The sequence below is a fragment of the Bacillus cereus group sp. Bc031 genome (assembly GCF_027716265.1).
GTDB lineage: Bacteria > Bacillota > Bacilli > Bacillales > Bacillaceae_G > Bacillus_A > Bacillus_A paranthracis.
Genome location: NZ_JAQFUL010000005.1, coordinates 76379 through 92177, shown reverse-complemented (window position 1 = coordinate 92177; position 15799 = coordinate 76379). Strand labels below are relative to the sequence as shown.

Sequence of the window (15799 nt, the reverse complement as noted above, 5' to 3'; positions counted from 1 at the left end):
CCTAACAATATATACTAAAATGGTTACGCAACTTTTCCGTGCTTGCGTCCTTTATTTACTACTTTCAATTCTTTTGTATCTTCTGTTTCTTTTTTATCTTTTCCTAAAATAAATTGTGCAAATAATCCTGTTACAGCGAGTAAAATAACTGTTGCGACAACAATTACAGTTAAAATTTGTACAAAATATTGTCCCATTACACCAAGAGAATTAATAACCGAAATACCTGATGGGACGAAAAGGAATCCGATAATACCTGTTAAAGCTGTTCCAAGTGATTCAACTTGTTCCAATTTAATAACCTTTAAACATAATAGACTAAATAAAATGACTAACCCGATTACCGATGAAGGCATCGGAATTGGTAAATGTGTTGCAATAATATTAGAAATTAACATAATAGCTGAGAATATGAATGCTTGTGATAAGAAACTATATACTTTTTTCGTACTCATTTTGGCCACCTCTTTCGATTTGGTACCTTTATTGTATAGGATATAATCGCCTTAGTAAGCGTTTATATAACAGAACGTCAAATATACAGAATCAGTTACAAATATAAAAGGATGAAATACAAAAGCTGCTTCTTAAATACGAAGCAGCTTCTTGAGTTCTTTTGCATATGTACGACTAACAGGTACTTTTGATCCTTCTTTCATAATTAAATTATAAGTAGAATTGAACCACGGCTGGATTTCAGTAATATGATTAATATTTGCAATGAAGCTACGATGTACACGCATAAAACTTGCTTGCGGCAACTTCTTTTCCAAAATCACAAGTGTATCGTGTGTTATATATGTGTCCCTCATTGTTTTTACTGTTACTTTTCCATCCACAAGTCCTACATATATAATATCTTCAATATTCACAAGTACGATTGATTCTTCAATTGGTAATGCTAATTTATGCATATCTGCCGTTACATCTGCCCCTTTTATTTCTTGCTTCGTTTCTATTTGCGCTTGTTTTTGTTTTTTATACTTCTTTAATGTTTGTACAATACGTTCTTCATCAAATGGCTTTAAAATATAGTCTAACGCGTCTACTTCAAATGCTTGCAGCGCATACTGATCGTATGCAGTAGCAAATACAATGGCAGGTGGATTTTTCATCTTCTTTAATATATTCGCGATTTCAAATCCGTTATCATCAGATAACTGAATATCTAGGAAAACAATATCTGGTTTGTTTTTCATTAACTCTTCTAATGCGTCCTCTACACAATCAGCCTCACCAATTATCTCAACTTCCTTCGTTCTTTCTAATAAATACTTTAGTTCATCGCGTGCTAACATTTCATCATCAACTACTAGTACTTTTAACAATCTGCTCTTCCTCCCCTACTTTTTTTGGAATAACAAAAGTAATCTCTGTCCCCTCGTTTAATTTACTTTCGATATGAAGCATCGTTTCTTTTCCAAATAGCCCAATAAGACGTTCATTAATATTATATAAAGCTGTTCCAGTCCCTTTCTTGGACGAAACTACCATCTTTCCTAATTGTTCTAAACGTTCTTCCTCAATTCCTTGCCCATTATCTTTTACTTCAAAATGAACCATACCCTCTTTTTCAAAAACATGCACTTCCACTTGGCATACTGGTTGCTTCTTCGGGAAAGCGTGTCGCAACGCATTTTCAACCAATAGTTGAAGAACAAATGGTGGTACTAAAGTTGTCTTTAGCTCATCCTCAATATACACCTTTACTTCATACTTATTTGGAAACCTTGCTTGTTCTAGCGATAAGTATGCCTGTACATGGTTTAATTCTTGTTCTAGTGGAATCAATAACTGACGTGCCCCTTGTAAATTACAACGGAAATACACACTAAGCTGTAATAATAACTTCCTTGCTTTTTCTACATCTGTTCGGCATAAAGCTGATACTGTATTAATCGCATTAAATAAAAAGTGTGGGTTAATTTGTGCTTGTAATGCCTTTATTTCCGCATCTTACAATAATTTACTTTGCAACTCAGCTTCCCCTAATTCAAGTTGTGTAGAGAATATTTTTGCTAACCCTTCTGCTAATTCCTCTTCCACACGACTTAACTGGTTAGGATTTTTGAAATACAGTTTTAATGTCCCTATCGTATTTCCATGTGAAGTGAGTGGAATAACAATCGCCGCTTGCAAAGGGCATCCTTCATGTTGACAATTAATGACCTCACGTGATTTTGCTTTCATTATTTTTCCTGTGTGTAACACTTCTTTCGACAAACCAGTTATTAAACTATGTGACGGAATATGGTGATCTGATGCTAATCCAACATGAGCTAATATTTTCTCTGTATCTGTTAAGGATACCGCATCAGTTCCTGTAAAGCGGTGAATAATTTGTGCCACATGCTTACACGATTCTTCTGTTAAGCCTTGGCGAAAATACGGTAACGTTTTATCTGCAATACGTAATACCTTATGAGTCTGAAGTGCCTTTGCATTCTCTTCCTGGCGCAAAATAGCTTGTATCATAGAAAGTAAAATAAAACTTCCAAAGCTATTTACAAGGATCATTGGTATCGCAATTGTTTTCACAATGCTCATTCCATCCTCTACAATTAATAGGATCATAATCATTTCTAAAGAAACGATAAACACACTTAAAACCGCTGAAAATTTAGGCGTAATTGTACGATTATACTTTTTGAAAATGTATCCAATATAACCTGTTATAACCCCCGCTAAAATTGAAGAGATTGCACAACTTAGTGCAGTCGTCCCGCCAAGCATATAACGGTGAATACCAGCAATCGATCCTACTCCAATTCCAACGATAGGCCCGCCAAGCAATCCACTAATTCCAACACCCATAATACGTGTATTCGCGATTGTGCTCGATGAAGAAACACCCTGTAGCCAATTTTCATTCATAATCGTATTACCCGCTATTTCAATCCCAGTGTAATTGCTTACAATTGTAAACACCGAAAAAATACAAATAAGCTTAAGCTTATCTACATAACCATCTTGCTTATGAAGAAGGCGCCTGAATGTTTTAATATGCGAAAGTAAAAATCCTAAAATAACAATAAGTCCGACGCGTTCAATCATCATAAGTACTAAATTTAGCATCTGTGATTCATTCCCTTTTATAGTAGTTAGTTTTATTATCGGAAAATAGTGAAGTGGGCGTCAAGAAGAATGAAATACCTTTTGCAATATTTTACACATAACAATTCCCTCTTTATTTGACAATCTAATAGAAGAGTGCTAAAAATAAAGTAATATAATACAGTCCTTTAACCCAACCCCGTGAGGTTGAGAAGGAAGTCGGAATACGTATGCTTTTTTGGCCTTCTCATCATATCAGGTGAGAAGGCCTTTTGTTATTCTTCCATAGCGACTGTAGAAGAAAATAAGGAGGAATAATGATGAACGTCACTACTGATGTACAATCAACAACAGAGGAGACGAAAGAGAAAAGATATAAAACACTATTTGGGTCTGCGCTAGGATATGCAGCAGAAGGCTTAGATATGTTGCTCTTATCTTTCGTACTCGTCTACATTTTAAAAGAATTTCATTTAAGCCCTGTTGAAGGTGGGAACTTAACTTTAGCTACTACAATAGGAATGCTAATTGGGTCTTATTTATTTGGATTTATTGCTGATTTATTTGGGCGTATCCGTACGATGGCCTTCACAATCTTACTATTTTCACTCGCGACAGCACTTATTTATTTCGCAACAGATTATTGGCAATTATTAATTCTTCGCTTTTTAGTAGGAATGGGAGTTGGTGGTGAATTCGGAATTGGGATGGCCATCGTAACTGAAACATGGTCGAAAGAAATGCGCGCAAAGGCAACATCCGTTGTGGCACTTGGATGGCAATTCGGCGTACTAGTCGCTTCACTCCTACCAGCATTTATCGTTCCACACTTTGGATGGAGAGCCGTTTTCTTATTTGGACTCATTCCCGCACTACTAGCTGTCTATGTCCGAAAAAGTTTAAGTGAACCGAAAATATGGGAACAAAAACAACGATACAAAAAAGAATTGTTACAAAAAGAAGCTGAAGGTAATTTAACAACTACTGAGGCAGAGCAATTAAAGCAAATGAAAAAGTTCCCACTTCGAAAGCTATTTGCAAATAAAAAAGTAACGCTAACAACAATTGGTCTTATTATTATGTCATTCATCCAGAACTTCGGATACTATGGAATCTTTACATGGATGCCAACTATTTTGGCGAATAAATATAACTACACATTAGCAAAAGCGAGCGGTTGGATGTTCATCTCTACGATTGGCATGCTCATTGGAATTGCAACTTTTGGTATTCTAGCCGATAAAATTGGTCGCCGTAAAACTTTTACAATCTATTATGTTGGTGGTACTATATACTGTCTCATTTACTTCTTCTTATTCACAGATTCAACATTATTGCTATGGGGAAGTGCATTGCTTGGATTCTTTGCAAATGGCATGATGGGAGGATTCGGAGCAATTTTAGCTGAAAACTATCCCGCTGAAGCTCGTTCTACAGCAGAAAACTTTATTTTCGGTACTGGACGTGGTTTAGCTGGCTTTGGACCTGTTATTATCGGATTACTTGCTGCAGGTGGTAATGTAATGGGAGCATTATCTCTTATCTTCATTATCTATCCAATCGGTTTAGTTACAATGCTATTATTTGTCCCAGAGACGAAGGATAAAGTATTAGAATAGATTGAAACTACACAGTGTACGATCTTCCTTCAAGAAAGATAGTTATATAAATAGCAAAGAGGAAGCATCTCTAATGAAATGCTTCCTCTTTTAATATAAAATATACAATTATTTATTTTGATCTACTAGCTTTTTGGAACAAGAAAGAAGTTTGCTCTTCTTCTTTTACAATACCTTGTTTTAATGCTAGTTCCCCTGCCACTTTAGGCGCTAGCCATAGCATTGGGAACAACAGAACGGATACTGGGACAGCTGTTACTACGATGAATGATTGCAATGCATTAATACTTCCCTCACCCATGTATAAAAGAATTGCCGCAACTGCTCCCATAATAAGCGACCAAAAAATTCGTAAGCTAATTCTAGGATCTCCGTCTCCAGTCACTGCCATCGAAATCGAATAAGCCATTGAATCTCCTGTTGTCACTACAAATAAAATTGTTAATAAAAGAAATGCCGGTCCAATAATATGAGAGAGTGGCAGTTGGTCTGTAATTGCAATCATAGCAGCTGGCATACCAGATGCACTTAATGCGGTCGATATAGAACCAGGATTCATTAACTCATAAAACACACCTGATCCCCCTAGTATAGTAAACCAAAACGTTGTAATAATAGGTGCAATAATTCCAATTGCAACGATGATTTCTCGAATTGTTCTTCCTCTTGAAATGCGGCTCACTAAAATTGCCATCATCGGTCCATATCCAATAAACCATCCCCAGAAAAAGATTGTCCACGATCCTAACCAACCTGTATCACCGCGGTATGTGCTCATTGGAATAAATTCATTTATATAAAATCCAAACGAAGATACAAACGAATCAATAATAAATCCACCTGGTCCACATAATAATACAAATACCATTAATAAAATCGCTAATTTAACATTTAAATCGCTTATAATTTGAATCCCTTTATTAATTCCTGTTACTGCAGATATAGTAGAAACCGCAACTACACAAATAATAATTGCTAATTGAGTAGTAAAAACATCAGGAATATTAAACAATGCTTGTAGGCCATAACTTGCTTGTAAGCCTAAAAATCCGATTGGTCCAATCGTCCCTGCAGCTACCGCAATAATGGCAAATGCATCAATCATTGTTCCAAGCAAACTCTTTCGCAATTTCTCACCAAAAATAGGATATAAAAGCGTTCGAGGTTTTAACGGCATACCTTTATGATAATGCCCATACATCATAACTACCGCACTGATTGTACCTAAAATCGTCCAAGCCAAGAAACCCCAATGCATATAACTTTGTGCTAAAGCAGGCATTACTGCTTCTTTCGTTCCAGCAGAAATACCTTCATATATCGGCGGCACCGTCATCAAGTGGTACATTGGCTCTGCAGCTGCCCAAAAAACGCCACCTCCGGCAAGTAATGTCGACATAATAATAGCAAGCCACTTTGCCGTACTAATCTCAGGTTTTTCTAATCCCCCAAGTTTAACTCTTCCATATTTCGAGAATGCCATACACATTGCAACAATAAATGTACCAATTAATAAAACTTGCCAGAAGGCACCAAAATATTTAATTGAAGTTGCAAAACTGCTATTAATGACTCCCTCTACATAATTTTTATTTAAGAAAACCGCAATTACAAATAATAAAAGCGAACCACCACTAATAAGAAATACAGGCCAATCCGTTTTTCGACTCTTCATCCTCATTTACACTTCCTCCTTCCTCAGCAATCTAAAAAAACAACTTTATTATGTTTTATTGTTTACACCCAAAACACAATGATTATATAAGCATAATAATTTATCTATTTCCTACACACTTATGTTGTCCCTAAAAATATGCTAAATCCCTTATTTAAAAGAAAATTTCTATTCCTCTTACATAAAAAAGCAAAATAAAAGACCTTATATTTCTATAAGGTCTTCGAAACAGAAATTTGATTATAACATAAGGAACTCCTTGGTTCAAAAAGCTCCTTCCAAAAATAACCGAGGGTAAGGGCTTCCATTTGCTACGTAACAGTAGTTAAAAAAAATTATATTTTTACAGAAAATGCCCTATACTACAAACTATTTATGAAAAAAATTCGGCTTCAAAATTTCATTCGGATACGGTTTATGATAAATATGAGTGGTAGCTGGAGATAACGGCGGAATGAGCCACACCCAATTGCCCGTTACAACACGACCGGAAGCAGCTTCTTGCTTCTCAAATTGCTGAAATTGTTGCGCCGCAGTATGATGATCAACAATACTGACTCCTTGTTTTTTAAAGGAATGTAAAACAGCCACGTTTAATTCAACTAATGCCTTATCTTTCCATAACGTACCGTTTCTTGATGTATCCAAATCCATCATTTCCGCAACTGCTGGAAGTAAATTATAACGATCATGATCCGCTAAGTTACGTGCCCCAATCTCTGTTCCCATATACCATCCATTAAACGGAGCTGCTGTATAGGAAATACCGCCAATTTCTAAGCGCATATCTGAAATCATTGGAACCCCGTACCATTTTACTCCAAGTGACGAAATTGGGTATTCTGGGTGTTCAATTGGCACCTCTTTTACTTCTTCTTTCGGAATTTCTTTATATATCGGCGCTTTTCCATCTATAGAAAACACAAGTGGCAATACATCGAAATTCGTACCTTCTCCTTGCCAGCCAAGTTCTTGACAAAAATCTGTAAACACAGCGGAATGAGAGTCACCAATCACTCCCATTTCTGTTTTATATCCTGCATACCGAATCAATTGGTGATTATAAATTCGTATATTATTTTCTTCACCTTGATATTGCTTAAAAATTGTAATGGTCGGTTTCACTTTCCCGTTATTCGTTGCATATTGAATATGATGAATTAATGCATTATATACACCTTCCTCATCATTTACTTCACGTGCATCTAATATGTGCATCTTACTCCAAAATAGTCTTCCGATACATCGATTACTATTGCGCCATGCCATTCGCGATCCATGAACAAGTTCTTCAAATGTATGTTCATACGTCCCCGTCTTCTCTATTTCAACTCGAATTTCTTTCATGCGTTCTTCTATGAATTGTTCTTTATTAAGCTCTTTATAGCAAATCGTAATAAAATGACTCGCTTCCTCTATTAATTGCTTCGTTTTACTCATAAGCGATCTCCTTCTATTTCAACAAAACGTTACTACTTTACAGTATAAGCAAAAAGAATAAGAGTCACAAACGAAAGTCGAAGTGTTACTTTTATTGTACTATCTTTCAGAAAATTAAGAGATTACTATTGACTTTCATGAAAAATAGGTGTTTTTTTACTAAGGTAAATTATTTTTACCCAGACCAACTTTTAGAGAGAAAGGAGGAAGTGTCATGTCTTCATTTCAATTACCAAAGCTTTCATATGACTATGATGAACTAGAGCCATATATCGATAGCAATACACTTTCTATTCATCATGGAAAGCACCATGCGACATACGTAAATAATTTGAATGCCGCATTAGAAAACTATTCGGAATTACACAATAAATCTTTAGAAGAGTTACTATGTAATTTAGAAGCTTTACCAAAGGAAATTGTTACAGCTGTCAGAAATAACGGTGGTGGACATTATTGTCATAGTCTTTTTTGGGAAGTAATGAGCCCACGGGGTGGCGGCGAGCCTAATGGAGACGTTGCAAAAGTAATTGACTATTATTTCAATACCTTTGACAACTTAAAAGATCAACTGTCTAAATCAGCAATTAGCCGTTTTGGAAGTGGTTATGGATGGCTTGTCCTTGATGGTGAAGAACTTACTGTAATGAGTACACCTAATCAAGATACACCTTTGCAAGAAGGCAAAATTCCATTACTTGTCATTGATGTATGGGAACATGCCTATTATTTAAAGTACCAAAATCGTCGCCCAGAATTTGTTACCAACTGGTGGCATACAGTGAACTGGGACCGGGTAAATGAAAAATATTTACAAGCAATTCAATCACAAAAACATTAGTCGTGCGTATAAGGTAAGTTTGGTAATGTAAAATTAGTATTGTCGAAATCCTCCAGAATCCCCCGGATTGCCACCGGGGGATTTATGATCATTTCATTGCATGTATGTAATAACGTAATACTTTTTCTATTTCTATTTTCAACCCTCGGAACGGGAATCCTAATTCATTAGCTTTTCCATTATGTAATGTACAATTAGTCAATTCATTATAAGGTGCTACATGATCTCCTACTTCTTGAATGAGTGATTTTATTCCCGTATTTTCTTCTATAAAATGAATAATTTCCCGAGTAGAAACTACCCCGTTGCTACAAGCATTAATTGGCCCTTCTATGTCTTTCATCCCACACCAAGCTAAAAATCCCCCGGCTTCTTCTTCATGTATAAACGACAATTTTCCATCTAGATCATTCACTGCGACAGGTTCTTCTCTCACAATATGTTCAACGTAAAATTGTAACCTTTTCGTATAATCGTTTTCTCCAATAACAACTGGAAAACGAACTGCAACAACTGGAAATGTTGCTTGTTGAAATACAACTGCTTCGGCTAATCTCTTTCCTTCACCATAATTGAAGTCATTCCTATCTCCATACGCAATTGCATACTCGTACGGATTGAAGTTCTCTTCTGATAAACTTAGTGTTGGTTCATAGACAGCCATTGAAGATGTCATAACAATTTCTTCGTTTTCCCTCGTAACACTTCACATATTATCTTCGCTGCATTCGAGCTATAGCATAAATTATCGTATACAATATCATAACTTTTATCTGCTAGACGCTCTGTTAGTTGTTTTTCATCTTCTCTATCTACAATAAGTCTTTTTACTCTACTCCCAAAAAAATCTCCCGTAATTCCTCTCGTCGCAATCGTTACATCGTGCCCATCTTGCAAAAGTGCTTCTACTAAATGTTTACCAAAAAATCTAGTTCCCCCTAGCACTAATACTTTTTTCAACTTTATCATCCCCATTTCGATAAATTGTAAAATACTACCTCTCTATTATAAATGCTAACATATAAAAAGCATGGAACTCGTTTAACGATTCCATGCTTTTCTACAAAAAATATATTAACGTACTCGATATTTATAAATACAATAACAGAAGTATAAAATAGAAATTACAGATACATAAACCCATAATTCATATACGAATCCCTCTCCCCATACTCCCATAAAATAAAAGAGTGAAGGTAACGTCAATGTTACCCATGATTGTACGAAGGCAATCCTTCCAAGATATTGATTGATGTTCTTTTTTTGTGTATTTAATACAAAGAATAAATACCAAAGTAATGCCCACATAAACCACGTTAACGCATTCACAACATCGTGGAATTGAACAAATGAAACAACCATATAGAATAAAGCAATAATTGCTACCCAAATGCAGAACCAACCTAAACCGCTACTATCCATTCCTTTTATAAAAGTAACACCTACATATAAATAGGTTAATCCGAATAAGAAAGTAGCTGCATATGAATATACCGTCCAATTACTTTGATCAGAAATCATGATTAAATAGAACGGGATAATAATTTGTAGTGCACCCACAAATAAATTAAAAACACCTGCACTTTTCATCTCTGCTTTTCCTAATATAACAAGACTATTTAAAAATAAAGCTGCACCCGAAAGTAATAATCCTACGTAACCCATATGTATTCGTGTGAAAGTCTTTCCCTTTCACACTTTTAACCTCCCCACAATATAAAGTGATTCTTTATTATTTTTCTTCCTATTTAAAACTACATACATAATTTTTAATCCAAATAGGTCAGACTTCCTACCTTGAAGAACACCAAATTTAAAACGCTTTCAATCATAAATAACCCTATCAGAACATTAATAGGATTCCTTGATTATAAACGTACTCTAACCATGACACAAGTATTGATGTTATTTTAAATATTACGTTTTTTATTTCTATAAAAATTAATAGGATAATGCACTTTTTCTATCTTATTCTACTAATTTCTAACATGGAATATTATAAAATGAGCTAGTCAGTAATACATTTATCTTTATAAGATAATCGTATACTGACCTAAACTTTCATAGTCAATATTGATAGTTTCTCATCCCTAATAATTGCTATTTATCATAAATATCATTCGGATTAATTGTAGGAATAAATCCATTTATAGAACTATATTTTTTAGATATGGTATTTGGAGTAACGGTAAACGTTACAATCTTATTACTTTGTTGTTTAAAATAGCGCATCCAATTTTGACTCCATTCATCTTTCGTAATAACTTGTTTATTGAAGTCCTCCCACAATACACCATGTATAAAATTCAAGGATGTATTTTTGATTGTGTCAAATCCCCAATTCTGTATAAGAAGCAAATCAGAATCAACACCTTTTATTTCTTTTAATAAATTTACATATGCTTCGCGAAATTTCCCTTGTGTAACTGGCTGATCATAAAAATAGTCGTCAATATCACCAGCGGTATCTAAAAACACACCGTCTATTCCTTTTCCAATAACTTGCTGTTTCACTTTATTTACAACAATCCGCCGGTAATGTTCATCAGCTAAATTCATAATATATGTATCCCACTGCTCAATCTTCATTTTCTTACCGTCTCGATAATAATAGTCTGATTCAACTACTTGCGATTTATGCCACGATTCTAATTCTAAAACACTAACATACCCAAGGACTACTGTTCCTGATTTTTTTAATTGCTGAACTTGCTCTTTCGAAAATGCATATGGCTCTATAATGACCATGTCATACTTTGAAAGTCCCTCAATTACTTGCTCATTTGCTTCACCATAATAAATTTTATAACTTCGTACATTTTTTAAAACTGGTTCCACGACATTTGCTTGGGCGGATGTACTTGAGGAAAAAATAAAAGAAAATATAGCTAAAAAGCATATGGAACGTTTCCACTCCATAATAATATTCCCCCCCTATAAAACTGTAATTTTTTATCATTTTAAATATTAATACAAGTATAGTAATACAATAACATTTTACATTTTTTCAAGCTCGATATTTAATAAAAATTCCAATAAATACAATACATTAACAAAAATTAGAATTTATTTCACTTGAATTTACTACATCTCTGTTGATAAAATGATTTGGGCTTTATATATTTTAAAATAATTCTTTTAAATTATGTATTTTATTTCAGTGTACTATTCCTCAAAATTAAATTTGCAAACGAAAGAAGGGATTTTTTATGCACTATAGACAATCTAATTTATTACAAAAAATGATTGAACCTACGATTCTCTTTATTGCTCTATTTTTTCTCTCAATACTAACTGATTTTCTAACACCAACGTATGAATACTTCTTACTCTTATTTATTACATTAATTATTTCTAGCCGGTATGGCATATCTATCGCCCTTTTCACCTTTCTAGAAGCAATGATTTATATTTTTGTAAGCGGTATATATAAGGAAGATGATATATTACTGTACTTTTATTCATTAGATTACTGGATTAATTGGATTTTCTTACTTGTTATTAGTTTATGTTGTGGACTAATGAGTACTGCACAAAAGGAACGGTATGAAGATGTACATATGATAAATAATGAGCTAAAAGCCGAAAATAAGGAATTAAAATATGTTGTGAAACAATTGGATGAAACACGTATTACACTACGTTCTCGTGTACTTGAATCAAATAATCACTTATCTAAAATGTATCATATGTTTAAAGCTTTAAATCATACACATCCTGAAATTGTACTCGATGAGGGGATAAATGTATTAAAAATGTATTTCGGAGCAAAAAAAATTGGTATCTATCACGTCGATAACAATAAACAATCACTTCGTATTAAATTAAGAGCAGAAACTGGTAAAAATACCTTACCTCAATCCATTTTTGTTAAAAATGCTTCGCTAGTCATCAAAAATGCTCTAGCACATAATCGACCTTTTTTCCGTACAGAAGAGGATTTTCAAGACGCTCCACTTTTAGTTGGTCCCGTCCTATTCCAAGATGATGTACAATACGTCATTATATTAGACGAAATTGAATTTTCAAAAGTAACTTCTGAGCAATTCGAACTTTTCACATGGTATTTACGCTGGATGGGTGATCGTTTACAAAACGCTTCTAATCTTTGGCTATCAAGTCAAGAGGATCGTACATTCCCTAAAACGAGCATTTATTATGAAGATGAATTTGAACATTTACTAAAAATAGAAAAGAAACGTTACGAAACATTATCTTATCCATATTCCTATTTTGAATTTACTGTTCCACAAGATTCCTTAGAAAGGATAAATTCTATTTTAAAAGATCATTTGCGTGATATTGATATATTCGGTTATAGCACGATCGAGCAAAAGGTTATGATTCTATTACCTGGCACTGAAGAAAAATTTTTATTACCAGTCAAAACTCGTATACAAAACGCTCTTTCTTCTAAAGGAGTGGTATTCTAATGATTTTACTCCTTCTTTACTTTATTTATGCTATTTTGGTTTTTCTTTTATTTCGTTTTACGAAAGGTTTGATTACTGAAGATAAGAAAGGAATTATTGAGTTTTGCTTGATTATCTCTCTCCTTTTCCCGCTTGTCGGACTTATTGTATCAGCAATCATGTTATTACTGAATATAAGACGCTCCAAGACCGAGTGGTTACAGCAATACTCTGAGTATGTTTCCTTTCAAGTTGATCATTATGAAGATATTTTGGCATCAGCAAAACAAGATATGGACCTAATTTCATTTTCTTCTGGATTAGAACTAGATAAGCCTGAATTACATAAACAACTCATTGTACAGTTAAGCTCCTCCCCTATTTCCAATGAAGGAGACTTATTGAAAGAAGCCATTCACCATAAAGATCCTGAAACTGTACATTACGCAGCAACTACTATTAATTTACTAAATGAACGGTACGAAAAACAGATCGAATACTTAAATAAGCAATTTCTACAAAATCCACAAAATGAAATTGCAGAAGAATTGGTTTCTAATTATTTAAGATATATAGACAGTGGTCTTCTTTCTAATCAGCAAAAGGAAAAAATAATCGCCGAATTTATAAAATTTATTACACAAAGTGTAGAACTATTCCCTACCGAACCTCTTTATCCTTTCCACCTTGGAAATCTGTTTCTACATACAAAACAATATGCAAAGTCTGAAGAACAATTTTTAAATCTTATTCATTTCTATCCTGAATCATATTACGGTTACGTTGGGTTACTTGAAATATATTATGAGCAAAAGTTATGGGACGAGCTCTATAACTTAATCAATAATCTAGCAGCTGCAAAAAGAGTTCATATACTACCGCGTAAATATCAATTATTTGTAAGGCAGTTTGGAGGCGCACACATTGAAAAAGGGGATTAATATATATATCGGAATTGTTAGTATCATTTTATTTCTCTTAATTATATCTATCCTTATATATCGAACAGAAAATTTCTATCAAAAGTTTTCTGTTCCTAAAACTAAAGAAACAGATATTGTTAAAACATTCAAAGCAAAAGATGTCGCCCAAAATGGACAAAAAATGCAATTATACGTTTTAAAAACGGATAATACATTAGGGCAACAAGTCGAATTTAATACGAAAAAGGCAATGGATTACGCACACCTACACTATAAAAATATTACAGCTAATGAAATTAAGGGACTTACTCCCTCTCCCTATACAGGAATTATTATTACAGGTGAAATAATGGCGCAACTTCCACAAGCTGATATTCAAAATTTTGTACAAATGGGCGGAAGGATTATTATCGCAAACCGACTTGATTCAGATTCTTCCTGGAACACATTATTTGGTATTACAAAAAAAGAAGGCTTCAAAGATGTGAAAGGATTAACCTTTGAAGAAGTTTTATTCCCTGGTTATCCTGATCTCTCAAGTTCTTCTCCATTGTTCACTCATAGCTCAATGAATATTACGCTAGATGAGAATACAACTAATACTTGGATTACTGCAGAAGATACTCCCATCCTTTGGACCAATGACTACGGTGAAGGAAAAGTCTTATATTGGAATACAACAGCATTGAACGATAAATTAGGTAGAGGTATGTTCGTTCAATCACTGGGTACTATTTTCCCGACTTTCGCTACAGTACAACTTGGAGCGGAGATTATGTATATCGATGACTTCCCATCTCCAATTCCAAGTGGAGAACTAAAAAACTTAACAACAGAAAAAATTTCTGTTGAAGAATTTTATAAAAAACATTGGTGGAAAAATATGAAGGATATCTCTGAAGAGCTTGATATTAAATATACAGGGGTTGCAATTGGGACATATCAAAATAAAGTAACGCCACCCTTTGAAAATTTTACAGGTAAAAATAGAAATACCTATTTATTATTTGGGAGAGAATTATTAAGTCACGGTGGAGAAATCGGTATTCATGGCTATAACCATCAACCTTTATTATTACCACCAGACCCAGTAGATAAAGCACTTGAATATGTTCCATGGAATTCAAAAGAGGACATGGAGAGATCCTTAGATGCTTTACAAAAACTCGTGTATAACTTCTTTCCAAACGAAAAACTAAAAACCTATGTACCACCATCCAATATTATAAATACAACTGGATTAAGTGCATTAAACGACGCGGTCCCAACTATGGAAACAGTTGCTTCTCTATATGTAGGAAGTAAAAGTAACGGCAGTTTAATTCAAGAATTTGGACCAGACGAGCACAACAAAAATATTTATCACTTCCCACGTATTACGAGTGGCTATGCTATTTCAGATGAAGAACAATTTATTTTAGCTGATGTTACTGCAAATTTAGGGGTTATCTCACATTTCGTCCATCCAGATGATATCCTTGATGAAAAACGTTCGGGTAATTTAACGTGGGAAGAATTATTTAAAGCTTATAAAACGACAATTAAAGAAATACGAGAAAGATATCCTTATATAAAAAGTATGACACAAAGTGAAGCAACTGCTTCCATGAAAATTTATCAAACCGGTGATTTAGCTGTTTCTTATGAAGATGATGCTGTTCACATTGCATATAAAGGATTACCAAACCACACTGCAACGATTATACGTGTGGAAGAAGGGAAAAAATTGAAAACCGGTTCATTCCCATACGGCACAGTTACAAAGCTAGATTCACAAATTTATAGCGTTATATTAAAACAAGCTAACGCTACAATTCCAATTAAAGGGGTATAGC

11 protein-coding genes and 2 pseudogenes are annotated in these 15799 nt (G+C 34.1%); 5 read left to right on the top strand and 8 right to left on the bottom strand.

Annotated features, from left to right (window positions below):
• Positions 1-23: 23 nt before the first annotated feature.
• From lrgA to lytS, 3 genes and pseudogenes are all read right to left on the bottom strand, one after another.
• Complete coding sequence (gene lrgA / locus PDQ33_RS03625; RefSeq protein WP_000104902.1) at positions 24-455, bottom strand: antiholin-like murein hydrolase modulator LrgA; 432 nt, start codon at positions 453-455, stop codon at positions 24-26.
• A gap of 132 nt (positions 456-587) precedes the next feature.
• Positions 588-1328, bottom strand: a complete 741-nt coding sequence (locus PDQ33_RS03620; RefSeq protein WP_270392489.1) for a LytR/AlgR family response regulator transcription factor — start codon at positions 1326-1328, stop codon at positions 588-590.
• Positions 1306-3075: pseudogene (gene lytS, locus PDQ33_RS03615) on the bottom strand (two-component system sensor histidine kinase LytS). Before lytS ends, PDQ33_RS03620 begins: the two are co-directional and overlap by 23 nt.
• A gap of 299 nt (positions 3076-3374) precedes the next feature.
• Between lytS and PDQ33_RS03610 the strand changes: the two are divergent.
• A complete protein-coding gene (locus tag PDQ33_RS03610) occupies positions 3375-4673 on the top strand; it encodes an MFS transporter (RefSeq protein ID WP_001103431.1) in 1299 nt (432 codons plus the stop codon).
• A 112-nt stretch (positions 4674-4785) separates the two neighbouring features.
• Here the strand turns inward: PDQ33_RS03610 and PDQ33_RS03605 are convergent, their stop codons facing one another.
• Positions 4786-6354 carry a BCCT family transporter gene (locus PDQ33_RS03605; RefSeq protein WP_270392485.1) on the bottom strand — a complete coding sequence of 523 codons (1569 nt, stop codon included), beginning with the start codon at positions 6352-6354 and terminating at the stop codon, positions 4786-4788.
• A gap of 363 nt (positions 6355-6717) precedes the next feature.
• A complete protein-coding gene (locus tag PDQ33_RS03600) occupies positions 6718-7788 on the bottom strand; it encodes a nitric oxide synthase oxygenase (RefSeq protein ID WP_262724332.1) in 1071 nt (356 codons plus the stop codon).
• A gap of 214 nt (positions 7789-8002) precedes the next feature.
• Between PDQ33_RS03600 and sodA the strand changes: the two genes are divergently transcribed.
• Positions 8003-8629: a superoxide dismutase [Mn] gene (gene sodA / locus PDQ33_RS03595; protein WP_270392484.1), complete on the top strand. Its 627-nt coding sequence runs from the start codon at positions 8003-8005 to the stop codon at positions 8627-8629.
• An 88-nt stretch (positions 8630-8717) separates the two neighbouring features.
• Here sodA and PDQ33_RS03590 read toward each other — a convergent pair.
• From PDQ33_RS03590 to PDQ33_RS03580, 3 genes and pseudogenes are all read right to left on the bottom strand, one after another.
• A pseudogene (locus PDQ33_RS03590) lies at positions 8718-9604 on the bottom strand (NAD-dependent epimerase/dehydratase family protein).
• Between the two features lie 99 nt (positions 9605-9703).
• Complete coding sequence (locus tag PDQ33_RS03585) at positions 9704-10294, bottom strand: AmiS/UreI family transporter (RefSeq protein WP_000542569.1); 591 nt, start codon at positions 10292-10294, stop codon at positions 9704-9706.
• Between the two features lie 435 nt (positions 10295-10729).
• A complete protein-coding gene (locus PDQ33_RS03580; protein ID WP_270754728.1) occupies positions 10730-11548 on the bottom strand; it encodes a putative glycoside hydrolase in 819 nt (272 codons plus the stop codon).
• Between the two features lie 290 nt (positions 11549-11838).
• Between PDQ33_RS03580 and PDQ33_RS03575 the strand changes: the two genes are divergently transcribed.
• From PDQ33_RS03575 to PDQ33_RS03565, 3 genes are read left to right on the top strand one after another with little or no spacing between them, the layout of a single operon-like run.
• Positions 11839-13062, top strand: a complete 1224-nt coding sequence (locus PDQ33_RS03575; RefSeq protein WP_270754731.1) for a nucleoside-diphosphate sugar epimerase — start codon at positions 11839-11841, stop codon at positions 13060-13062.
• Positions 13062-13982, top strand: a complete 921-nt coding sequence (locus PDQ33_RS03570) for a tetratricopeptide repeat protein (RefSeq protein ID WP_270754733.1) — start codon at positions 13062-13064, stop codon at positions 13980-13982. The genes PDQ33_RS03575 and PDQ33_RS03570 overlap by 1 nt, the downstream gene beginning before the upstream one ends.
• A complete protein-coding gene (locus PDQ33_RS03565) occupies positions 13966-15798 on the top strand; it encodes a DUF2194 domain-containing protein (RefSeq protein ID WP_270392480.1) in 1833 nt (610 codons plus the stop codon). Before PDQ33_RS03570 ends, PDQ33_RS03565 begins: the two co-directional genes overlap by 17 nt.
• Position 15799: the final 1 nt, after the last annotated feature.

Bases quoted from the DNA above. Each gene is read 5' to 3' on its own strand.
- PDQ33_RS03605 (WP_270392485.1), bottom strand. From the start codon at position 6,354: ATGAGGATGAAGAGTCGAAAAACGGATTGGCCTGTATTTCTTATTAGT.
- PDQ33_RS03575 (WP_270754731.1), top strand. From the start codon at position 11,839: ATGCACTATAGACAATCTAATTTATTACAAAAAATGATTGAACCTACG.
- PDQ33_RS03610 (WP_001103431.1), top strand. From the start codon at position 3,375: ATGAACGTCACTACTGATGTACAATCAACAACAGAGGAGACGAAAGAG.
- PDQ33_RS03600 (WP_262724332.1), bottom strand. From the start codon at position 7,788: ATGAGTAAAACGAAGCAATTAATAGAGGAAGCGAGTCATTTTATTACG.
- sodA (WP_270392484.1), top strand. From the start codon at position 8,003: ATGTCTTCATTTCAATTACCAAAGCTTTCATATGACTATGATGAACTA.
- PDQ33_RS03580 (WP_270754728.1), bottom strand. From the start codon at position 11,548: ATGGAGTGGAAACGTTCCATATGCTTTTTAGCTATATTTTCTTTTATT.
- PDQ33_RS03570 (WP_270754733.1), top strand. From the start codon at position 13,062: ATGATTTTACTCCTTCTTTACTTTATTTATGCTATTTTGGTTTTTCTT.
- lrgA (WP_000104902.1), bottom strand. From the start codon at position 455: ATGAGTACGAAAAAAGTATATAGTTTCTTATCACAAGCATTCATATTC.
- PDQ33_RS03585 (WP_000542569.1), bottom strand. From the start codon at position 10,294: ATGGGTTACGTAGGATTATTACTTTCGGGTGCAGCTTTATTTTTAAAT.